The 23,141-nt window shown below is 73.0% G+C and carries 11 protein-coding genes; 3 read left to right on the top strand and 8 right to left on the bottom strand.

Features of this window, described 5'->3' with window-relative positions; translation table 11 throughout:
• Window positions 1-2: 2 nt before the first annotated feature.
• The 8 genes from DEU35_RS11005 to DEU35_RS10970 are packed head-to-tail and all read right to left on the bottom strand — an operon-like array spanning window position 3 to window position 8,986.
• Window positions 3-233 carry an MbtH family protein gene (locus DEU35_RS11005; RefSeq protein ID WP_116239530.1) on the bottom strand — a complete coding sequence of 77 codons (231 nt, stop codon included), beginning with the start codon at window positions 231-233 and terminating at the stop codon, window positions 3-5.
• Entirely contained in the window at window positions 223-1,077 is an 855-nt protein-coding gene (locus tag DEU35_RS11000; RefSeq protein WP_116239529.1) for an ABC transporter ATP-binding protein, read from the bottom strand. The genes DEU35_RS11005 and DEU35_RS11000 overlap by 11 nt, the downstream gene beginning before the upstream one ends.
• Window positions 1,074-2,114, bottom strand: a complete 1,041-nt coding sequence (locus DEU35_RS10995) for an iron chelate uptake ABC transporter family permease subunit (RefSeq protein WP_116239528.1) — start codon at window positions 2,112-2,114, stop codon at window positions 1,074-1,076. The genes DEU35_RS11000 and DEU35_RS10995 overlap by 4 nt, the downstream gene beginning before the upstream one ends.
• On the bottom strand, window positions 2,111-3,463 hold the full coding sequence (locus DEU35_RS10990; protein ID WP_116239527.1) for an iron ABC transporter permease: 1,353 nt from the start codon (window positions 3,461-3,463) through the stop codon (window positions 2,111-2,113). The genes DEU35_RS10995 and DEU35_RS10990 overlap by 4 nt, the downstream gene beginning before the upstream one ends.
• A gap of 34 nt (window positions 3,464-3,497) precedes the next feature.
• Entirely contained in the window at window positions 3,498-4,517 is a 1,020-nt protein-coding gene (locus tag DEU35_RS10985) for an ABC transporter substrate-binding protein (protein ID WP_181904633.1), read from the bottom strand.
• A 49-nt stretch (window positions 4,518-4,566) separates the two neighbouring features.
• On the bottom strand, window positions 4,567-6,351 hold the full coding sequence (locus DEU35_RS10980) for an ABC transporter ATP-binding protein (protein WP_116239525.1): 1,785 nt from the start codon (window positions 6,349-6,351) through the stop codon (window positions 4,567-4,569).
• Window positions 6,348-8,045 carry an ABC transporter ATP-binding protein gene (locus DEU35_RS10975; RefSeq protein WP_220340851.1) on the bottom strand — a complete coding sequence of 566 codons (1,698 nt, stop codon included), beginning with the start codon at window positions 8,043-8,045 and terminating at the stop codon, window positions 6,348-6,350. The genes DEU35_RS10980 and DEU35_RS10975 overlap by 4 nt, the downstream gene beginning before the upstream one ends.
• The gene (locus DEU35_RS10970) at window positions 8,042-8,986 is read right to left on the bottom strand and encodes a methionyl-tRNA formyltransferase (RefSeq protein ID WP_103207928.1); all 945 of its coding nucleotides are present in this window, start codon (window positions 8,984-8,986) and stop codon (window positions 8,042-8,044) included. The genes DEU35_RS10975 and DEU35_RS10970 overlap by 4 nt, the downstream gene beginning before the upstream one ends.
• A 129-nt stretch (window positions 8,987-9,115) precedes the next feature.
• Here DEU35_RS10970 and DEU35_RS10965 point away from each other — a divergent pair, with 129 nt between their 5' ends.
• Genes DEU35_RS10965 through DEU35_RS10955 form a run of 3 tightly spaced genes read left to right on the top strand, consistent with a single transcriptional unit; the run spans window position 9,116 to window position 22,983 of the window.
• The gene (locus DEU35_RS10965; RefSeq protein ID WP_116239524.1) at window positions 9,116-10,438 is read left to right on the top strand and encodes a lysine N(6)-hydroxylase/L-ornithine N(5)-oxygenase family protein; all 1,323 of its coding nucleotides are present in this window, start codon (window positions 9,116-9,118) and stop codon (window positions 10,436-10,438) included.
• Between the two features lie 3 nt (window positions 10,439-10,441).
• Window positions 10,442-16,843, top strand: a complete 6,402-nt coding sequence (locus DEU35_RS10960; protein WP_116239523.1) for a non-ribosomal peptide synthetase — start codon at window positions 10,442-10,444, stop codon at window positions 16,841-16,843.
• Complete coding sequence (locus DEU35_RS10955; protein ID WP_116239522.1) at window positions 16,840-22,983, top strand: non-ribosomal peptide synthetase; 6,144 nt, start codon at window positions 16,840-16,842, stop codon at window positions 22,981-22,983. Before DEU35_RS10960 ends, DEU35_RS10955 begins: the two co-directional genes overlap by 4 nt.
• Window positions 22,984-23,141: the final 158 nt, after the last annotated feature.

The raw sequence follows: 23,141 nt of genomic DNA, 5'->3' as shown, positions 1-23,141 counted from the left end.
GCTCAGGGCGCCGCCGTGCCCTGCGCCTCGCGAAGGCTCAGGGGTCGCAGGTCGGTCCAGTTCGTCTCCACGAACGCCAGGCATTCCGCGCGCTCGGCGCCGGCGGGGCCGCCGTAGGCGATGCTCCAGCCCTCCGGCACGGGGGCGAAGACGGGCCACAGCGAATGCTGCTCCTCGTCGTTGATCAGCACGAGGAAGCGGCCGGACTCGTCGTCGAAGGGGTTATGCGACATGGGTGTCTCCTGTCTCTTCTGGGTGGGGGTGGTCAGATCGGTGGACCCGTCGTCGTCCGACCGGGACGACGAGGGGGCGGCCCGACGCCGGATCGGCGACGACCCGGGCCGTCAGGCCGAAGACGGTCTCGAGGAGACGCGCGGTGATGACGGCGTCGGGCGGGCCTTGCGCGGCGATGCCGCCCTCGTGCACGACCACGAGGTCGTCGGCATAGCGTGCGGCGAGGTTGAGATCGTGGATGACCATCACGACCGTCCGGCCGAGGTCGACGCACAGATGGTCGACGAGGTCGAGCACTTCCACGGAGTGGGCGATGTCGAGGTAGGTCGTCGGTTCGTCGAGAAGCAGGATGCCGGTGTCTTGAGCAAGGCTCAGGGCGATCCACGACCGCTGCCGTTGCCCGCCCGAGAGGGTCTGCACGTCGCGATCGGCCAGCTCGGTGAGCCCGGTGAGCTGCAGGGCCGCCTCGACCGCTGTGGCGTCGAGCCTGCTCCACTGGCGCAGCAGTGACTGGTGCGGGTGGCGCCCGCGGGCGACGAGCTCGCGCACCGTCATCCCCTCGGGAGCGGTGGGTGCTTGGGGGAGGAACGACAGCTCTCTCGCGAGATCGCGGGTGCGCAGCGTGGAGAGCGCCCGACCTCGCACCGCAACGGAACCCTCGTCAGGGGCCAGGAGCCGGCAGAGCGTGCGGAGCAGCGTCGATTTTCCGCTGCCGTTCGGCCCGATGATCGCGGTGACCGCGCCCGCTCGGAGCGCGAGGTCGACACCGTTCAGGATCTCGCGGCCGCCGTAGCCGACCCGGAGGCCGGAGGTCGTCAGTGCGTGTGCCGCGGGGTCGGTCATGCCCAGCTCCTCAGCCGTCGCAGCATCACGGAGATCAGGATCGGGCCGCCCACGAGCGCGGTGAGCAGTCCCACCGACACGGCGCTCGAAAACAGTGTTCGGGCGGCGAGGTCGGCCGCGAGCACCAGGATCGTACCGCACGCGGCCGTGCACCCCAGCGGAGCGCGGGACTCGCTCGTCAGGAACCGTGCGATCTGCGGCGCCGACAGGGCGACGAAGCCGAGCGGTCCGGCCGCGCCGACGGCGGCCGAGGAGGAGAGCACCGACCCGGTCAGCAGCACGACGCGGGTGCGTCCGACGGCGACGCCGAGCCCGTGCGCGACGTCGTCGCCGAGGTGCATCGCGGCGACCGACCGGGAGGTGGCCACGGCGATGAGGGCGGCGACGACGAGCACTGCGGCGAGCGGGGCGATGCGCGTGGCGTCGGACGACAGGTCGCCGGTGAGCCACACCTGCACCTGGAGCACGTCGTAGGTGCCGCCCGCGATGAGCATCGCGTGCAGCACGCCCAGCAGGGCGGCGTTGATTCCGACGCCGACGAGGATCAGTCGCATCCCCCCGGCCGCTCCCCGTGAGAACGAGAACACCACGGCCGCCGCGATCGAGCCGCCGATCAGTGCGGCGAGGGGGAGTGAGAGCGTCAGGGGGGCACCGAAGACACGCCATCCGAGCACGAAGACGGCGGCGGCGCCGACGCTGGCGCCGCTGGTGATGCCGAGGACGTCGGGGCTCGAGAGGGGATTGCGGGCGACCGATTGCAGGAACGCTCCGGCGAGGGCCAGGGCGGCGCCCGCGAGCGCTCCGATGACCGTGCGGGGCAGGCGTAGTCCGAGCACTTGGTAACGGACGGCCTGCCCTCCGCCCCCGCCGAGTGTCTCGACGACGGTCGTGGGATTCACCCACGTGCTTCCGGCGCTGATCGACAGGCACAACAGGAGCGCGGCGACGACCGACAGCGCCACGAACGTGACGAGGGGCCGGGTGCGCACCGGGAGGGAGAGACCGCCCAGCCGCACGACGGGGACGCGCGTGCTCATCGCGCCCCCGATCTCCGGCGCGCAAGCGCGACGAACAGGGGAGCACCGACGAGCAGGAAGACGATCCCGGCCGGGATCTCGGCCGGGCGGGCGACGCTGCGTCCGACGACGTCGGCGAACAGCAGAGCGACAGCACCGATCAGCGCCGACGCGGGGAGCAGCGTCCTGTGGTCCGTGCCGACCAGGAGGCGAGCGGTGTGCGGCGCAATGAGCCCGAGAAAGGCGAGGGGGCCGCAGGCCGCCGTCGCCGCACCCGCGAGCAGCCCGACGGCGAGCAGCCCGGCGATGCGGGCGCGGCGCACGTCCGTACCCAGCGACGTCGCCATCTCGGCACCGAAGCTCAGCGCGTTCAGCGACGGCGCACACATCAGGGCGAGCGCGAGGCCCCCGCCGATCGCGACGAGGGGCACGGCGTACGTCGACAACGGCCCGTCGGACAGGCCTCCGATCATCCAGCGTCGGAACGACTGCTGGACGGTCTGATCGAGCAGCAGCAGGATGGCCGTCGCGCTGCCGAGCACCGACGAGACCGCGGCTCCGACGAGGGGCAGCGCGATGATCGACTCGCCCATCGTCTCGGCCAGCACGATCACGAGAGCCGTCACGGCCAGCGCCCCCAGCAGCGCGTACGCCGTGTACTCGGCGGGAGTGGTCAGACCGCCCAGCGCGATCGCGAGCACGGTCGCCAGCGTCGCGCCGCGCGTGATCCCCATGAGGTCGGGGTCGGCCAGCGGGTTTCGCGTCTGCGCTTGCACGACGGCGCCCGCGGCGCCGAGTGCCAGACCCGCGGCGATCGCGACGATCGCGCGAGGCGCCCGCTCGCGAATCACGATGTCGTTGTAGGTGGGGGAACCCCCGACGAAGGCATGGGCGACCTCGGGGAGCGTCACGTTCCGTGCCCCGACGGCGATCGCGATCATCGCAACTCCGACGACGACCACCGCGAGCACCACGACGACCCCGGCGGTTCGACGGGGTCGGACGATGAGCGCATCGACGTCGATCCGGGCTCGGCGGAGCGCCGCCACCGACCGCACACCGAGCCCGGGGACGCGAACGAGCCCGAGCGCCGCCATGCCGATGCTCTGGCCGCGTCGGCCGCGCGAGACGTTCACGCCGACCAGGGCGACGACGAGCACGAGACCCACGACGGCGACGACGATCCGGTCGCTCTGCCAGGCGCCGCGCTCGTCGGGGATCGCGAGGATCAGCGTGAGCGTCATCGCGGCGGGCACCGCGGGCAGCAGCACGTCGACCAGACGTGCCGCCGCCCGCGGGGCTGTCCTCGGCGGACCGGGAGCGGGACCCGGCCGATCCGGGGCCGCGGGCACCAGATCGGTCAGGGTCATCGCACTCCTCGATTGCGTGTCATTCGCTCGGACGTCACTCGCTCGCGGGCAGGGCCTTCACGGCATCCGTCAGCAGCGCGATCTGCTTCGTGTAGCTCGCGTAGTTGAACGTCGCATCGGTGGTCCAGTCGACCACGTGCCCGCGCGCGACGGCGTTCAGCGTCGCCACCGTGGGGTGATCGCGCTCGACCTGTGCCAGCGGCGTCGTCCACGCCCGCGTGTCGTAGAGGAGCAGGTCGGAGGTGTAGTCGCCGGCGTTCTCCCAGCTCACGGGGCTGAACGAGCCCGAGGTGCTGTCACGGGCGACCGGGGACTCGCGCACGTCGAGGCCCCACTCGGCGTAATCGATCAGCTCGGCGAACTCACCCGGGATCGCGACGTAGAACTGCGTCGAGGGAGCGACGGCGTAGGCGGTGGTGCCCGGGCGCGCGGCCAGGGCGCTCTTCAGCTGCGAGACGGCGTCGTCGTACGTCGACTTCTCCTCGGCGATCGTGCCCGAGTCGACGTCGGCGCCGAGCGTCTGCGCGAGGCCTCGCCAGTCGTCGAGCGACGCCGAGGCGCTCTTCTGCGCCGAGACCGTGATCAGGGGGGCGACCTGCTCGATCTGCTTCGACACCTCTGCGTCTTCGGCGCCCAGCCCGCCCAGGTATCCGCCCGCGTACCAGCCCGTGATGACGAGGTCGGGCTCGAGGGACGCGAGCTTGTCGACGTCGACGTCACCGTACGAGACGCCGAGAGACTCGATGCCCGACACGTCGAGCCCGGCGAGGACACCACTCGTGTCGGGGGTGCTCGACCCCCAGATCCCGACGGGACGGATGCCGTAGGGGATGAGCGCGGCCGCGGCCTGTTCGCTCATGACGATGTTGTGCGGGACGGTGTCGAGCGTGACGGTGTCGCCGCGCGCGTCGGTGTAGTCGAACCCGCCCTCCGCCGACGCGGTGGTGGCGGCACCGGGTTCGGTGGGGGAGGCGCAGGCCGCCTGCGAGAGCACGAGTGCGCCGAGTCCGAGGACCGCGAGCGCGCGAGCCGTGACCTTGGGTCGGATTTTCATGGGTACCGCCTTTGCTGTGTGCGTGGTGTCGGTGGAGGGTCGAGGTTCTTCATCGGGGTGCGGAAGGGGTGCTCGCGGGCCCGGCATCCCCCCGCCAGGCGGCCCATTGCCGCGCGTACGCGCCGCCCCGGGCGAGGAGGTCGTCGTGCGAGCCGAACTCGACGATCTGCCCCGCCTCCATGACGGCGATGGCGTCGGCGGATGCCGCCTGGGTGAGTCGGTGCGCGACGATGAGCGTCGTGCGTCCCGCGGTCGCCGCGAGGGCGGCGCGTTCGAGTGCGGCGGCCCCCGCACTGCCGGCTTCGGCGGTCGCCTCGTCGAGGATCGCGACGTCGGGGTCCTTCAGCACGAGACGCGCGAGGGCGATCTGCTGCTGCTGTGCGGCGGTGAGCCGGTGACGGTGCGCGCCGACCTCGGTGTGCACGCCTTCGGGCAGGGCCCGCACCCAGGCGTCGGCACCGACGGTCTGGAGGGCACGCCAGACGGTGTCCTCGTCCGCGTTCTCGTCGGCCAGCCGGAGATCGTCGATCACGGGGCCGGCCACCACGTGGACGTCTTGGCTGAGGACCGCGACGCGTGACCGCATCGCGTCGGTACCGATGTCGGATAGGGCCGCCCCGCCCAGCCGGACGCCGCCGGAATCGGGAGTGAGAGCGCCCGCCGCGATGAGCGCCGCCGTGGTCTTGCCGGCCCCCGAGGCGCCCACGAGTGCGAGCCGGGTTCCGGCGGGAACGCTGAACGACACCCCGTGCAGCACGTCGTCGCCCGGTCCGTAGGCGAAACGGACGTCGTCGACCCGCAGAGCGCCGTCGGACGGGGTCGACCGCGAGGGGACTCGGACGGAGGGCGTCGCGACGACCCCGACCAGGCGGTTCATCGCCGCGCCGGCGGACTGCATCTCGTCGAAGAGGAACAGCACCGTGCCGAGCGGAGTGAACAGGCGGTGGAAGAGCAGGATCGCGGTCGTCACCGCGCCGATCGTGACGTCCCCGTCGGTGTACCGAACGAATCCGACGACGAACAGCACGGCCAAGCCGCAGAACTCCGCGAGATTCACGCGACCGACGAGCCCCAGCAGCAGGCGGAAGACCGAGACCGACAGAGCTCGCATACGGTCGGACGCGGTGCGGATCTCGTCGAGTCGTGCCTCCTCCATCCGGTACGCACGCACCGTCTCGCGGCCGTGCAGGCTCGATGCGAGAGCCTCGGTGCGCTCTCCGGCCGCGACGCGCTCCTCCGCGTACAGGTGAGCGCTACGGGGGAGGTACCACAGCAGTGCGGCGCCGTAGAGGGGGAGGGTGAGCAGCCCGGCGGCCCCGAGGACCGGATCGACGCCGAACAGCGAGCCCAGCGACACGGCCACCAGCAGGCCCGCGGACAGCACAGCCGGAACGACCTCGCCGCTGGCGCGGGTGATGCGGGCGATGTCGTCGCCGACGCGCGAGAGCACGTCGCCGCGCCCGCCGCGCTCGGCGACCCCCGACGGCAGGTCGAGCACGCCCGCGACGACGTCTTCGCGCAAGACCGCCACGGCGGTCTCGCCGAGCCGCACGATGACGTACGTGCTGAGCCCCGAGAGTGCACCGGCGACGATGGCGGCCGTCACCAGCACGACGACCAGGACGACGATGTCGGATGCCGCTCTGCCGGCGACGGCGGCGTCGACGAGCCAGCCCATGGCGTAGACCGGCACCAGCGCGGTGGCGGCAGCGAGCACGCCCGTTCCGAGGGCCGCGACGAGGAGGAGCGGATGCCGCAGCGTCGTGCGGGCGAGCCACCGCAGGGAGGCGCGATAGCGGGCGATCGGCAGGGAGACCGGGCGCGGCGTCGTCATCTCGCCACCGCCTCGGCGTAGAGCGGGTCGCTCTCGAGCAGCTCGCGGTGCGTGCCCTCGGCGATCACCCGGCCGTGCCGGAGAACCGCGACCCGGTCGGCCACCGCGAGCAGCGCGGGCGAGCCGGTGATCACGACCGTCGACGCGTCGGAGCGACGGCGGAGCGCGGCGATGCCGACCGCGATCTGCTGCTCGGTCACCGAATCGACAGCCGTCGTGGGCTCGTGCAGCACGAGCACGAGGGCATCGGCATACAGGGCGCGCGCCAGTGCAAGGCGTTGGCGCTGGCCGCCGGAGAGGTTGTGGCCCCGGTCGACCAGGTGGTGGTCGAGTCCGTGCTCGAAGAGGGCGACGACGTCATCGGCCCCGGAGGACTGCAGGGCGCGCGTCAGGCGGACGGAGTCGACGGTGTCGCTGCTCGCGACGACGTTGGCGCGGATGCTGCCGCTGAACAGGTGCGCCTCGTGGGGTTCGGCGACCAGCCACGCCTCGGTCTCGCCGGGCCCGAGTCCGCAGACCTCGATGCTGCCGCGATACGACTCGGGCGCGACCCGCCCCGCGAGGAGGGATGCCACGGCATCGCCGTCCGCGGTGTCGTGGGCGAAGACCGCCGTGATCTCGGCCGACCGCGCCGTGAGATCGACGCCGTCGAGCGACCCGTGGTGCACGCCGCGCAGACGCAGCCCCGGGGTCGCGGTGGAGGGCGATGACGGTGCGACCGCCGGGAGGAGCGGCTGCGCCGCGAGGACGGTGGCCACCCGCTCGGCGGATCCCCGGGCTTTGGCTGCCGTGGCAGGCAGACCCGACAGCGTGGTGAGGGGGTCGATGAGGAACTGCGCGAGCCCCACGACGGTGACCAGTTCGCCGGTCGTGATGTGCCCGGTGAGGGCGTACCATCCGGCGACCGAGGCGATCACGGCGGCCGCGACGCCGCTCAGCGCCGCCGTGACGCCGCGTTGCACCGCGATCCACCGGTTGGTCGACATCGCGGCCGAGAGGGCGACGCGGCTCGCGGCACGGTATCGCCGGGCAGCGGCATCCTGTGCCCCGATACCGGCGATCGACCGCAGGCCCGAGATGAGGTCGCCGGCGAGAGCGGTCGCCGCGGCCACGCGTGACTGCTGCTGCACGGCTCTCGCCGTGATGCGCGGTCCGGCTGCGTGAGCCAGCGCGAAGAACACGGGCATGGCGACGAGGGCGACCACGCCGAGCGCGGCGTCGACGACGAGGAGGGCGATCGCGGTCGCGACCACGGCAGCGGCCGCCGCGATCATGCGGGGGAGCAGGTCGAGGAACCAGGCGGTTTGGTCGGCGTCGCTGCCCGACACGGTGACGAGCTCGCCGGGGGTCACATCGGTGCGCAGGCCGCGCGGCGAGAGCGCCTTCTCGGACACCTCCAGGCGCAACAGGTGCGCCTCCTTCTGGAGGGCGATGTTGAGGACGCGCATGCCCGCCCGGTACGACACCGTGAGCACGAGGAACACCCCCGCGAGGGCGGTGATGGCGGTGATGATCCCGGGAACGCGTCCCGGAGCGATGCCGGCGTCGATGAGGACACCGATCACGACCGCCACCGAGGTCTCGGCGAGCTGATGCACGCACAGCAGCACCGTGCCGATCAGGATCGCCGAGCGGTTGCGGGCGATCGTCCGCCGGATGACGTCCTTGCCCGAGCGGATCGCGCGTGCGGTCACGGCTCGCGGCTCAGGTAACCGCCGCCGGTCGGGAAGTAGGCGTTCGCCGTGTGCTCGACCCCGTCGGGCGTGCGGACGCGGTCGATCACGAGCGCGCGCCGGTCGCCCCGGTAGGCGTCGCCGCCGGCGACGACGGCCATGCCGTCGCCTTCCCTGATGAAGATGCGCCCCGGTGTGCCGCCGTAGCGGAACGTCGAGACGTGCGCCTCGAGGATCTCGAGGCGTTCGCCGCGGCAGTACGTGTGTGCGCTCGGGTACGGGTCCGACATGGCCCGCACGAGCCGGTCGATGTCTTCGGCGGGCCATGTCCAGTCGATGAGGCTGTCGAGCTCGGTGCGGCGGTGGAAGAAGACGCGCTGGTCGAGGTCCTGTGGGCGCCACTCGACCGTGCCTGTCTCGATCTGTTGCAGAGCGTCGAGCAGCACCTCGGGAATGAGGTCGATCGTCGCCCGCACGAGCTCGGTGCCGGTCGAGCGTGGACCGATGGGAACGGCACGCTGCACGGCGATGTCGCCGGTGTCGAGCCCGCCGTCCATACGGTGGGCCGTGATGCCGACCTGCTCCGCCCCGCTGATGAGGGCCCAGGGCACGGGCGAGAAGCCGGTGAACGCGGGCAGGAGCGAGTCGTGCAGGTTGAGAGTGCCGTGCGGGGGGCGGTCATAGACCTCGGGAGGGAGCCAGGTGCGCCAGTTGTTGGCGACGATGATGTCCGGACGCCACTCGGTGAGCCGGGCGATCATCGCGTCGTCGGGGCGTCGCGCGAGGTGGACGGGGATGCCGTGTTCCTGCGCGAGCTGCTCGACGGAGTCGTCCCAGATCTTCTCGTAGGCGTGGTCGCTGGCCGGGTGCGTGACGACGCCGACGATGTCGTGCGTCGATCCGAGCAGGGCGTCCAGCGTGCGGTGTCCCCATGTCTGGTACCCGAACATCGCAACCCGCATGCGTTTCCCTCCTCGATGGTTTCGGCTGGCCGGTAGATCAGTTAGCCTGCCCTTACTTATGTAAGGCTTGCCTAAGCTAGCACAACGCCCCCGCGGACTCGCGAGGGCGGTGACGAACAGGAGTGACGGATGACGCACGCCCGCGTTTCGGCAGAGAAACCGCGCAATACCAGCACGCAGGACGGGGTCGTCGACATCGTCGGCATCGGGTTCGGCCCGTCGAACCTCGGACTCGCCATCGCGCTGCGGGAACGCAACGCCATCCCGGGCAATTCGCCGATCACGTCGACATTCGTCGAGTCGAAGCCCCGCTTCGCGTGGCACCCCGACATGCTCCTGCCCGGGGCGACGATGCAGATCTCGTTCCTCAAAGACCTCGTGACCCAGCGCAACGCGGCGAGCGACTACAGCTTCCTCTCCTTCCTGCACGACAGCGGACGACTGCCCCACTTCATCAACCGCCAGACGTTCTTCCCGACCCGGATCGAGTTCCACCAGTACCTCGAGTGGGCGGCCGACCGGGTCGACGCCGAGGTGCTCTACGGCACGCGCGGGACGAGGATCATCGACCACCCCGACCACTTCGAGGTCGTGCTCGAGGGCGCCCACGCCGGATCGGTCCGCGCCCGCAACGTGGTCCTGGCGGGCGGACTGACCGCGCGCCTCCCCGAGGGGGTGAGGGCCAGCGCACGCCAGTTCCACAACCACGCGCTGCTCAGCAGCCTCGCCGCGTTGCCCGAGACGACGCACGACGCATTCGTGGTCGTCGGGGCCGGGCAGAGCGCCGCCGAGGTGGCCCACTACCTCCACGAGCAGTACCCCGGCGCACGCGTGCACGCCGTCTTCGGCAAGTACGGCTACACCCCCGCCGACGACAGCCCCTACGCCAACCGCATCTTCGACGCGGAGGCCGTCGACGACTACTACGGCAGCAGCGCCGAGATGAAGGCCCGCCTGCTGTCCTACCACCGCGGCACCAACTATTCGGCCGTCGACCTCTCGCTCATCGAGCGGCTCTACGAGATCGAGTACGCGGAGCGCGTCGTCGGCGCCCGGCGCCTGTTCGTGCACGGCGGCAGCGCGATCGCCGAGGCGCGTGAGCGGGCCGACGGGGTCTCCGTGCTGATCGAGAACCGCCTCACCGGTGCGGTCGAGCAGGTCGCGGCGGATGCCGTCGTGTACGCGACCGGCTTCACCTCCATGCCGCTGGACGCGATTCTCGGCGACCTCTACGCACCCCAGGGGCCGGGCGATGCGCGGGTGACGCGCGACTACCGGTTGCGGACGACGCGACCGACGGCGGGAGGCCTCTACCTGCAGGGCGGCACCGAGGACACGCACGGGCTCACCTCCTCGCTGCTGTCGAACATCGCCGTGCGCTCGGCAGAGATCGTCGACTCGATCGCCGCGGGACTGCACGCCCGCGAGCGTGAGCTGGTGCGGAGCGCCTGAACCGTGACCGTCGACGCCCCCGCGCGCCCCTCCCTCGATCGACCCGACGACGCCGTCGCCCTGACCCCCGCGCAGCGCGCCGTGTGGGTGGCATCGGAGGTCGATCCCGACAGCGCCACCGACTTCCACCTCGGGTGGACGACGCGCTTCTCCTCGGCGCACGACCCCGGTCGTCTCGCTCAGGCGGTCGCCCGTGTGCTGCGCGGGGAACCGCGGCTGTCGCGAACGGTCGTCGCCGACGGAGACGAGCCGCGATGGGTCGCGTGCGACCCGTTCGAGGCGCCCGCCGTGGTCGACCTGCGCGGCGAGAACCAGCCCGATGCGGCGGTCGCCGCCCGCGTCGACGGCTTGCGCGTCGAGGTCGCTCTCGGCGCGGGACGACTTCTGCACCGCCACGAGATCCTCATGGTCCCGGACGGGTACGTGTGGGCGCAGGCGTACCACCACGTGCTCGTCGACGGCCGATCGATTCGCGAGTTGACGCGTCGAGTACTCGCGGTTCTCCGAGATCCGGATGCCGCACCCCCGGCGTCGAGATCCGCGGAGGCGCCCGAGTCGCTTCGGGCGGGGGATGCCGGTAGGTCGGGGGCGCGTCCGGCGGACACGCCTCGGTCGGACGCGGAGGCGGTGGTCGCCGCGGTGAGCCGCGCCGAGAGCCTGATCGAGCGCCCGGCACGCGGCATCCGGAGCATCGCCGTCGAGCTCGACCCCGACCTGGTCGATTCGCTCCCCGGTCTCGCCGACCGGTGCGGGTTGAGCGTCGGTCGCACGGTGGCGGGACTCATCGCGGCGTACACGGCAACGGTGCGCGGACCGGGGGCGCACGCGGTGCGCCTGGCCGTCGCGGCCCCGGGCGACCCGCACGTCGTCGAGATGCGCTCGGCCGTCGTGCCCCTGCAGCCGGCCGCCGACGGCGACGCGACGATCGAGGCGTACCTGCGATCGTTCGACGAGGCGCTGAGCGCGCAGCGCCCGCACCTGGGCGCCGACCCCGGTGCCGTCGCCGACGCTCTGCGCACCCGCTTCGGCAGCCCCACGCTCGTCGTGCCGGGAATCAACGTCATGCTCGGCCCCGACCCGGGCGACGGCATCGCGCGGTCGACCTGGGTGGGGCCCTCGACCGACCTCGACATCGTGGCGGAGGGCGAGATCGCTCGCCGCGCTCTGCGGCTCGTCGTGCGCGGCCGGGCCGACGATCTCGAGCTCGCGGCCCATGCCTCCGGGCTCGCCGCGTTCCTGGCATCCGCCGTCGCCGCTCCCGACCGGGCGTTGAGTGCGCACCGGATCGTCGACGAGCCCGAGCGCGCGCTCCTGCTGGCCACGCGCAACGACACGGGGCGCTGCCTGTCGGACGCGGACGTCGTCGACATGGTCTTCGCGCGGGCGCGGAACGCGCCGTCGGCGGTCGCCGTCGCCGACGGTGACCGTCACATCGACTACCGCACGCTGCTGGGGGCGGCGACGCGCATCGCGCGGACTCTGCGCGACGACTTCGGCGCGGCCCCCGAGACGATCTTCGCCATCGACATGCACCGCAGCGCCGAGATGGTCGCGGCGATCCTCGGCATCCTCCTCTCGGGGGCGGCGTTCGTGCCGCTCGACCCCGCGTGGCCGCACCGGCGCCGCGCGAGCGTCGTCGCCGACGCGGGGGCGCGGGCCGTGCTCGTCGGACCCGGAGCGGGCGAGCCGACCGGTCTTCGCACGCACGCGGTCGATCTCGCGCAGATCGAGCCCGCCGCCGACCTCGTGCCGCGCGACCCCGAGTCGCTCGCGTACGTGATCTTCACGTCGGGCTCCACCGGCACCCCGAAGGGGGCGATGATCCGCCATGGCGCCATCGCGAGCCGCATGCGGTGGCAGATCGAGCGCGTGCTGGGGTTCGGCGCCGACGATGCGAGCCTGTTCAAGGCGCCGCTGTCGTTCGATATCTCGATCAACGAGGTGCTCCTCCCGCTCTGCTCGGGCGGCACCGTCGTCGTCGCGCGCGACGGGGAGGAGCGCGAGCCCGAGCGGCTGCTGCAGCTGATCTCGCAGCACGGTGTCACCTTCACGTACCTCGTCGCCTCGATGCTCGACGCGCTGCTCGACAGCGATGCGCTGACGACGGCCCCGCGCCTCGAGGGCCTGCGGCACGTGTGGTGCGGCGGCGAGCTGCTCACCCCCGAGCTGTTCGCCAGATTCCGCCGGCACCTGCCGCACGCCACGATGTACCACGGCTACGGCCCCGCCGAGGCGACGATCGGCGTCTCGCACATCGTCTACCGCGGAGACGGCGTGCGCAGCACGACCTCGATCGGCCGGCCGAACCCCGGATGCCGGTTGTACGTGCTCGATCGGGCCCTGCGCCCCGTCCCGGCGGGGATGGGCGGCGAGCTCTACGTCGCCGGCGACCTCCTGGGCCGCGGCTACGTGAACGCCGCCGCGCTGACGGCGTCGCGTTTCGTCGCGAACCCTTTCCACGATCCCCGCGACCCGGCATCCACGCCGCGGCTGTACCGCACGGGCGACCGCGCGCGGTGGAACCGCGACGAACTGGAATTCCTCGGACGCACCGACAACCAGGTCAAGATCGGCGGCATGCGCGTCGAACTCGAGGAGATCGAGAGGGCGATCGCGGCAGCGCCGGGCGTTCGCGCCTGCGTCGTCGTCGTGCGCGGAGCGCGCGTGCACGCCTACGTCGTGCCCGAGGCGGGCGCCGCGCCGGAGCGCGTCGAGGTGTCGGCCAGGGAGCGCGCGATCGCCACCCTGCCCCGGCACATGGTGCCCGCGTGGGTGACGGCACTCGACGCGCTGCCGACGACGGCGAACGGCAAGGTCGACCGCGCCGCTCTCCCCGAGCCGGTTTCGCAGGCGGTCAGCCGGGATGCCCTCGATGCCGCCCAGCGGCCCGTCGCCGAGCAGATGGCCGCGGTGCTCGGAGTCGACCCGGCTCAGATCGGCCCCGACACCGGGTTCTTCGCCCTCGGCGGTGACTCGCTCGCCGCGGTGCGGCTGGCGAACCGGCTGTCGCGCGCCGCAATGCGCACCGTGCCGACGCGGGCGGTGTTCGACCACCCCACGGTCGCGGAGCTCACCCGGTTCGTCGAGAACGCCGACGCCGCGGCAGCTCGCCCGCGCGAGACCGGTGCCGCCGACCGGGCGGCTCGCCTCCCGGCGACCCCGGGACAGCGGCGCATGTGGCTCGCATCGCAGCTCGACACGACCTCGGCGACCTACACCGTCCCCCTGGCCTTCCTCTTCCCCCGCGAGCCCGACCGTTCGGCGCTGTGCGGGGCGCTGGCCGACACGACGCGGCGGCATCCGGCGCTGCGGACGCTGCTGTCGCCCGGGCCCGATGCCCTGGTCGCCGACCGGCTCGCTGCAGACGACCCCCGAGCGCACCCCGGGGTCGAAGACGTGGCAGACGTCGACGCTTTTCTTCGCCGGCCGTTCGACCTGGCATCCGCGATCCCGATCCGTGTCGGTCTGAGTCCGCGCGACGATGGCTGGCTGCTGGTCATCGCCCTGCATCACAGCGCCGTCGACGAGGCGTCCGAGCCCGTGCTCCTGCAGACGCTGTCGGAGTCCATGCGCGCCCGCTGCGCGGGCACCGTCCCGGTCTGGGCCGAGGTCGACGCAGCGGTCGAGGAGCCGAGCGGCGAGAGCGCCGCCGAGGCGTTGGCACGTCTCGCCCCGCTGCCGGACCGCGCCGACGTGCCGGGATGGTCCGTCACCACCGCCGGCTTCGGTCGCGCCGGGGCGACCCGGGCCTGCGTGCTGACGGGGACGTCGGCGGCGGCCGTCCGCGATCGCGCGCGCGGGGGGACCGTCTTCGAACTCGCCGTCCGCGCGGTCGCCACGGCGGTCGAGCGGCTCGGCGGCCCTGCGGATCTGCTCATCGCATCGCCGGTGGCGCGCACGACGCCCGACGACGGGATCGTGGGATGCCACATCACCACGACCCTCTTCGCCGCGCGGCGTGGCACCGACCTGCGGCCGCAGATCGTCGCTGCGCTCGACACCCGCGCCGACGTCGCCGACCTGGTGGCCGCGGCTCCGGAGCTGCGCGACCGGGCCGCCCCGCGCATCATGGTCGTGCACCAGTCCCGGCGTCTCGACCGGCTCGAACTGGGCGGGGTCGAGGGGTCGCGGATGCCGATCTCGACGGGCACGGCGAAGTTCGACGCGACGATCACCGTCGCCGAGGTTGGTGACGATCTCGCCGTCGAGCTCGAATACGCGACGGATGCCCTCGCCGGCGACGAGGCCGAGCGCTTCCTCCGCCAGGTGCGCGCGGCCCTGGAGGGCGTCGACGCGGTCGACACCGTGTCGCCGGCGCTTCTCGACGGAGGGCGGGCGATCGACGCCGGGCGCGACCGCACGCTCGTCGACCTCATCGCGCGAGGCGTCTCCGACGAGGCCCGCCGCATCGCGGGAACGCTCGCGGCCCGGGGGATCGGCCCGGGGTCGGTGGTCGGTGTGTGCGCGGTGCGCGGATCCGCCCAGGTGGACCTCGTGTACGGCATCGTGCTCGCGGGCGCGGCCTACGTGCCCATCGACCCCGCGTGGCCGGCCGCGCGACGCGAGGCCGTCGTCGCCGACGCGGGCGCCGACCTCGTGCTCGAGGCGGTCCCCGACCGCGCCGCTCCCACCGCCCCGCCGCTCGCGCCGAGACCCGACGACGCCGCCTATGTGTTGTTCACCTCGGGCTCGACCGGACGACCCAAGGGCGTCGTCGTCAGTCATCGCGCGATCGTGAACCGTCTGCTGGCGGCCCCCGGCCTGCACGGGATCGGGCCCGACGACGTCATCCTCTACAAGACCCCCTTCACGTTCGACGTGTCGGTCTGGGAGCTGTTCCTCCCGGCCGTCGTGGGCGTCCGTCAGGCGGTCGCCCCGCCCGATGCGCACCGCGATCCTGCCGCGATCGCCACCGCGATCGTGGCGGAGCGCGCCAGCGTCGTGCACTTCGTGCCGTCGGTGCTGGCCGCGTTCCTCGAGCACCTGTCGGGTGCGCGCGAGACGGCCGCCGCCGTGGCGCGGAGCCTCCGCGTGATCGTCTGCAGCGGCGAGGCGCTGACCGCGCACCACCTGCGCGGGCTTGCCGAGCTGCTGCCCGGCGTGCGCGTCGACAACCTGTACGGCCCGACCGAGGCGGCCGTCGACGTCACTGCCGCACTCGATGTCACGGTCGACCGACCGATCGGCATCGGGCTGCCCCTGGTCGGGGTGGCGTGCCGCATCCTGGATGCCACGCTCCAGCCGGTCGTGCCGGGTGCGGTGGGCGACCTCTATCTGTGCGGCGTGCAGCTCGCTCGCGGGTACGCGAACCGGCCCTCGCTGACCGCCGAGCGGTTCGTCGCCGATCCGTTCGCCGCCGGCGCGCGCATGTACGACACCGGCGACCGCGTGCGTCAGCGACCCGACGGCACGATCGATTACCTCGGCCGGCGCGACCAGCAGGTCAAGGTCGGCGGCCAGCGGATCGAGCTCGGCGACGTCGAGGCGGCGCTGGTGTCGGCGCCCGGCGTCGAGGCGGCTGCGGCATTCGTCGTCGGGAGCACGTTGGTCGCCGTGTACGTGGGGACGGCGGCCCCCGAGGCGGTGCGCGCACACGCGGGCGGTGTCGTCCCGGGCGCTCTGGTCCCGGCGCGCCTCACGGCGGTGGGCGGCCTCCCCCTCACCCCGCACGGGAAGCTCGACCGCGCGGCGCTGCCGCAGCTCGACCGCGCCCCCGTGACAGTCGGTGGTCGAGCGCCCGCGGGGACGACCGAAGTCGCGCTGGCCGCGGCGTTCGCCGCGGCGCTCGGGGCCTCGACGGTACCGGCCGATGCCGATTTCTTCGCCCTCGGGGGCGACAGCATCTCGGCGATCGCCGTCGTCACCGCGGCTCAGCGCCGTGGCATCCCGGTGTCGGTCGTCGATCTCTTCGAGACCCGCACCGTCGAGGGACTGGCGGCGCGGTGCGCCCCGCCGACCGAAAGCGTGACCGCGCGACCCGTTCCGCTGCCGCCGTCGCTCGCCGCCGCTCGCACCGACGCTCTCGACGTCGACACGATGACGGTCTCCGTGCCCCTGCAGACCGTGGAGGCCGAGGCCGCCCGCCGCGCGCTCACCTCGGTGGTCGCGGCACGACCCGAGTTGCGCGTGCGCCTCGACCGGAGCCGCGCGCGGCTGTGGCGGGCGTTCCAGGTCGATCGCGTCCCGCCCGGCGACGGCGTCGACCTGGCGCAGGGAAGGCTCGTCGCCGTCGAGATCGCGGACGGTGCGCCGCGTCTCGTCGTCCACCGCATGGCGCTGCCCGCCGATGCGGAGCAGGGAGCGCGTCGTCTCGCCGCCGAGGTCTGTGACGTGGCGCGCACGGGCACGGCGGGGGCGGATGCCGTGCGTGCAGATGCAGTACGTGCAGGAGAGGGAAGAGCATGAGCGAGAACGTGATCGAGACGGTCCGGGTGCAGGGCGCGCGGGAGCGCATGCTCTTCCTCGCCGAGTTCGAGGACTCGCCGGGCGCATACGCGATGCCCCTCGTCCTGCGGATCGTCGACGGACGCGTCGACGTCTCGGTCTTCGCCGCGGCGTTCCGCGACGTCGTGGAACGCCACGCGAGTCTGCGTACCGCCTTCGAGAAGATCGACGGCGGCTGGACCGAGAGCATGCGGGATGCCGCCGAGGTCCCCGTCCGCGATCGGTCGCGTGAAACATGGGACGGGCGGTTGCCCTTCACTCCCGATCCCCGTCGCGAGGTCCCCGCCGCCGCGGCCGTGTACGCCGAGCACGTCGTGATCGTCATCCATCACGTGGCGGCTGACGGGCAGTCGATCCCCACGATCCTCGACGACCTCGAGCACGCCTACACGCAACGGCTCGCGGGCGGTGCGCCCACCTGGCCGGCAGGCCCCGCGTCCGACGCCGAGCCGCCGAGCGCGTCGGCGAACGGGCTCGGGCCGCTGTTCGCCGACATGCCGAGCGTCGTCCCGCTGCCCCTCGACCGGCCGCGCAGCCCCGCGCCGAGCTCGGTCGCCAATCGCGAGGAGCGTCCTTTGCCCGCGTGGGTCTCGCGGGCGCTCACCGACCTGTCGGGCCGGGTCGCGGCATCCCGGCTCATGCTCCTGCACGCGGCCGTCGCTCTCGTCCTGCGATCGAGGGGAGCGGGCGACCGCATCCCGCTCGGCATGGCCGCCGATCTGCGGGAGGGTTCCGACGCGGAGGGGGTCGGTCTGTTCCTGAACACCGTCGTCGGTCTCACCGATCTCACCGGTACGACGACCGTCGGCGAGGTGATCGGCCGCGTGCGTTCGTGCGCGCTCGACGCGTGGGAGCGCCGGGCCGTGCCGTTCGACGAGCTCGTCGCCGAGGTCGCTCCCGCCCGCGCCGCGGGCGTCCACCCTCTGTTTCAGGTCATGATCGCGGAGGTCGACCGCCGCACCCGCCGGGTCGGGCTCGGGGACGTCTCCGCCGAGGTGCGCCACGACGCCGAGCCTTCGGCGAAATTCGACCTCACCTTCGCGATCGGCGAGGGCGACGACGGCCTCGTGGTCGACGTCGTCTCGCGCGCCGAGATCTTCCGCCCCGAGACGACGTCCGCCCTGCTGGAGTCGGTCGTTCTCGCGCTCGTCGCCCTCACCGGCGATGCCGCCGCGCCCGTCGACGGCCTCGCGCTGAGTCGGACGACCGGTCCCCGCCCCGCGCTACGGCCGCCGGGCACCGCGGTCACCGAGCGGCGCATCGCCCTGCCCCGGCACCGGGCCGCCGCGGCGCTGGTGGGTGTCTATGCCTCGAGCGACGCGATCGGCACCCGTCGGAGCGGCGACGAGTTCGTCCCGCTCACCCTCGACGAGGTGCTCGATGCGGCCGCGATCACGGATGAACCCCGCGATCCCGATACGGTGGCCGGGCGGCCGGTCGCCGCATCGGCCGGACACGACGGCATCCTTCTCGCGGCGGCGTCGGAAGCGATCGACGAAGAGTCCTGGCCCGCGCTGCTCGCTGCGCTCTCGACGGGCTCGGCGCTCGGCATCCGCGATGCCGCCGAGTACGTCGAGGCCCGCACCCGCCGGGGAGAAGACCTCGGGATCGTCGATGCGGCCGAGGCCTGGCTCGACGTGATCGAGTCGGTTCCCGCGTCGGCCGTCGATCCGTCGTGGGCCGCCCTCGACCCCGGGGTGTCGGCGCACGCCGAGCTGCCCGCGCCGCCCACCACCACGACCGCCCTGCGCACCGCCGTGTTGTCGGGCCTCGGCGACCTCTGCGCCGGACCCGCCGTCGCGATGGTCGGTGAGCCCGACCGCGACGACCCCGCTCAGGCCTCCGCCGTCGGTGTGCGGCGTCGCGCCTTCCCCGTCTTCCTTCGAGGCGACGGCACCATCGTCGAGCCGACCGCGGAGGCTGCGCGCGACTACGAGATCGCCCGCGAGGCGAGTCCGCACACACCGGGGGTCTTCGACGGTCTCGTGAACGCCGACGTGCTGGTCGACATCCACGTGTCCGATCAGCCCGTCGCTCCCGTCTCGGACCGTGTCACCGTGACCGCGAGCCTGGTCGCCGACCGGTGGCGGGTGACGGTGTCGGGGCATCGGGATGCCGCGGAGATCGCGGCGGCCATCGCCCGCCGCGTCACCCCCGGCGCCGGGGTGAGCACACTCACCGCGATCGTGCGCCCCGCCGACACGCGCGTGCTCGACACGGCGGGAATCGGGACCGCGGCGATCCGCGACCTCGAGCGCACGGCCGGATCGCTCCGAGCGGTGCACCCGGCGACGGCCCTGCAGGAGGGCCTGCTGTTTCATCGCGACCTCTCCGGCGATACCGATGTCTACCTGTCGCAGACCGTCACCGACCTGGTCGGAACGCTCGACATCCCGGCGCTCCGCGCGGCCGCCGCGCGGATGATCGCGCAGCATCCCCACGTGGCGGGCCACTTCCGGCGCGTCGGCGAGCGCACGGTGCTGATCGTGCCGCGGTCGCCGCGCATCGAATGGGATGTGCGCGTGGGCGATGACCGCGAGCGCTTCCTCGCGGAGCAGCGCCGGCGCGGGTTCGACGGCGAGGGGCCGCTTCTGCGGTTCGGGCTGCTGAGCACGCCGGACGGCTCGCAGCACACGTGGGTGCTCACCGTCGAGCACGCGATCCTCGACGGCTGGTCGATCTGGCGGTTCCTCCGCGGCATCCTCGACGAGTACACCCGGCACGGCTCGGCAGCCGAACGCTGCGGGCCGCCGTACGCGAGGTACGTCTCGTGGCTCGCTGCTCGCGACCGGGAGGCGGCACGCGCGGCGTGGGGCGGCGCACTCGGGGGCATCGAGGCGCCGACCCTCGTCGCCCCCTCCGCGTCGGTCCGGGACCGCGGCGACGACGGGCGTTCCCTCGAACGCGTCCTGACCCTCGACCCGACCCTGACGGCACGGCTGCGGCAGGCCGGCACCGCCGCGCGGGCGCCGCTCAGCGCGGTGTACGAGCTCGCGTGGGCCCTGGCGCTGCGGCACGAGACGGGCCGTAGCGACGTCGCGTTCGGCACCGTGACCTCGGGGCGGCCCCCCGAGATCCCCGGCATCGACGACCTGCTCGGGTTGCTCTTCAACACCGTTCCGGTCCGCGTGCGGGTCCGCCCCGGCGGCGACCTGCAGGGTCACCTCGACGATCTCACCCGGTTCCGCCGCGTGATGCTGGCCCACCCCGAGGTGCCCCTGCCGGAGATCCTCGCGAGTTCGGGGCATCGCGAACTGTTCGACACCCTGTTCGTGTTCCAGAACATCCCCGTCACGCCGTCGACCGAGGCGCTCGGCCCCGACGGGGGCCTGCGCCAGCGCGCGCAGACCGTCCGCGACGCCACCCACTACCCGGTCACCGTCGTGGTGAACCCCGGCGGTGAGGGCGCCGGCGCGCGCGTGCGCGTCATGACGCGCCCCGGCGCCTGGCCCGACGACGAGGGCCTTCGTGCGACCGACCGGATCGTCGCCGCCTTCGTGCGGGCGCTCGAGGGCATCGCCGCGCACACCGGCGCGCTCGCCGCGCTCGACGTCGGCGACCCGGGCGAGGCCGGGGCGGGTGCGCTCGTCGGGGCGACCCCGAGCGGCGACGACGCGGCACTGCTCGACGCGACGGTCTGGGAACTGCTCGTGCGACGCGCCCGCGTCGATCCCGACGGTCTCGCCGTCGTGGCCGGCCCGGTTCGCTGGACCTTCTCCGACCTGGTGCACCGGGCGACGCAGCTCGCGACCGCCCTCCAGGAGCGCGGGATCGGGCCGGAGTCGCGCGTGGCGCTCTATCTGCCGCGCGATGCGCGCATGATCGTCGCGCTGTTCGCCGTCTTCGCCGCGCACGCGGCGTACGTCCCCGTCGACCCCACCCTGCCCGCCACCCGCGTCGCCGACATCCTCCGCGAGGCGGCGCCGGCGGTCGTCGTCAGCGACGACGTGCTCTCCGCCGCCGTTCCGGCCGGCATCCCCGTGCTGTCGCCCGATGCGTCGGGAGACGGATCGTTCATCGAGCCCCGTCGATCCCTCGATGCCCTCGCCTATGTCATCTTCACGTCGGGGTCGACGGGTCGGCCCAAGGGCGTGGCCGTGCCGTACCGGGGACTGACGAACATGTTCGTGAATCATTGCGTCGAGATCTTCACGCCCGTCGTGACGGCGGCGGGCGGCCGGCGCCTGGCGATCGCGCACACCACGTCGTTCGCGTTCGACGCCTCGTGGGAGCAGCTGCTCTGGCTGCTCGAAGGGCACAGTGTGCACGTCATCGACGACGACATGCGGCGTGATCCGCGCGCGCTGCTGGCCTACTTCGACGACCACCGCATCGACGGCTTCGACGTGACGCCGAGCTACGGCCGCATCCTCGTCGACGAGGGGCTCCTCGCCCGCCCGCGCTGCACCGACCCGACCGCCGACGGCCCGGGTGTGGTCTTCGTGTCGCTGGGGGGAGAGGCGGTGCCCGACGACCTCTGGCGGGCGCTGCGCGACGCGCCCGGTGTCCGCGGCTACAACCTCTACGGCCCGACCGAGTACACGATCAACGCCCTCGGCGCCGATGTCGAGGAACGCCCCACTTCGACGATCGGTCGACCCATCACCGCAACCGTCGCGCGAGTTCTCGACGATGCGCTCCGCCCCGCGCGGCCCGGGGTCGCGGGGGAGCTCTACCTCTCGGGGGTGGGCCTCGCCCGCGGCTACCTCGGCCGCAGCGACCTCACCGCCGAGCGGTTCGTCGCCGATCCGTTCGGGATGCCGGGAGAGCGTATGTACCGCACGGGCGACCTCGCGATGGTCGGTGGCGACGGCCTCATCAGCTACCTCGGACGCAGCGACGACCAGGTCAAGATCCGCGGTCACCGCGTGGAGCCCGCCGAGGTCTCGTCGGCCCTCGTCGCCCTCGACGGCATCCGTCGCGCCGCCGTCGTGCCGCTGCGAGGCCCCCGGGGAACCGAGCTCGCGGCCTATGTCGTGGCCGACGTCTCGCCGCTGCGGACCGCCGACGTCACCGCCGCCCTGCGGTCGCAGCTGCCCGACTATCTCGTGCCGGCCACGGTGACCGTCGTCGACGAGCTGCCGCTGACGGTCAACGGAAAGCTCGATGTGCGCGCCCTGCCCGAGCCCGTGCGCGAGTCGGTGGAGCGGCAGCGCCCGATCGGCGATGTCGAGTACCTCGTCGCCGAGGCGATGGCCGAGGTGCTCGGCGTCGACGAGGTGGGCCGCGACGACGACTTCTTCCTGCTCGGGGGCCATTCGCTGCTCGCCGTGCGGGTCGTCTCGCGGCTGCGGACGTCGTCGGGCCTCGACCTGAGCGTGCGCGACCTGTACGGGGCGCCGACCGTGGCGGGTCTCGCGCGCGCGGCGGCGGGCGAGCGCAGCGAGACGATGTTCGCCCCCGTCCTCCGCCTGCGCGATGCCGACGGCCCCGCCGTCTTCTGCCTGCAGCCCGCCGGCGGGCTCGGGTGGGCGTACGCGGGTCTGTGTCGCCACCTCGACCCGGCTTTCGCGGTCTTCGCGCTGCAGGACCCGGCGCTGTCGGGCGGCCCCGAGCTCACCTCGGTCGATGCGATCGTCGACGATCAGATCGCGCGCATCCGCGAAGTCCGGCCCCACGGCCCGTATCACCTGCTCGGCTGGTCGTTCGGGGGGCAGCTTGCGCACGAGATCGCCGCTCGACTCGGCGACGAGGTGGCATCCGTCGTCCTGCTCGACGCGTACGCCGACGGCGCGGACGACGAGCTCGGGGCCCCCGTCGACGAGCAGGTCGCGGGTTTCGTGCGGAGCATGGCCGACGACCCGGTCCTCGCCGATCTCGATGGCGAAGCGCGGGAGAGGCTCGTGTCGACGTTCGAGCGTCACCTCCGGCTGTCGATTCCCGCGGTCACCGCCTCGGCGCACGCCGACACGCTGCTGGTGGCGGCGACGCAGGGGGTCACCGCCGAGACGGCGGCCCGCCGCGACGCCGATTGGCGGTCGCGCATCGACGGTCGGCTTCGCATCGAGCCGGTCGATCTCGACCACGGTGGTCTCGGCCGCGCGGCCAACTGGGAGGTCTTCGGCGGGATGGTCGCCCGATGGATCGAGGGCATCCGCTGACGGCGATTCGTTCTCCTCCGGTACACGTTCGGGGATGCCGGGTCCGGTCCGCACCGCGAGGAGCGAGCCCGTCTCGGCTCGGGGTGGCCGATGTCGGAGGTCGGTGCCAGGCTGAGACCAGCGGTCATCGCGACCGCGTCGATCTCCTCGGAGGGCTT

This window comes from Microbacterium sp. AG157 (assembly GCF_003385695.1).
GTDB lineage: Bacteria > Actinomycetota > Actinomycetes > Actinomycetales > Microbacteriaceae > Microbacterium > Microbacterium testaceum.
The sequence above is the reverse complement of the archived record's forward strand: the minus strand, read 5'-3'. Positions and strand labels throughout refer to the sequence as shown.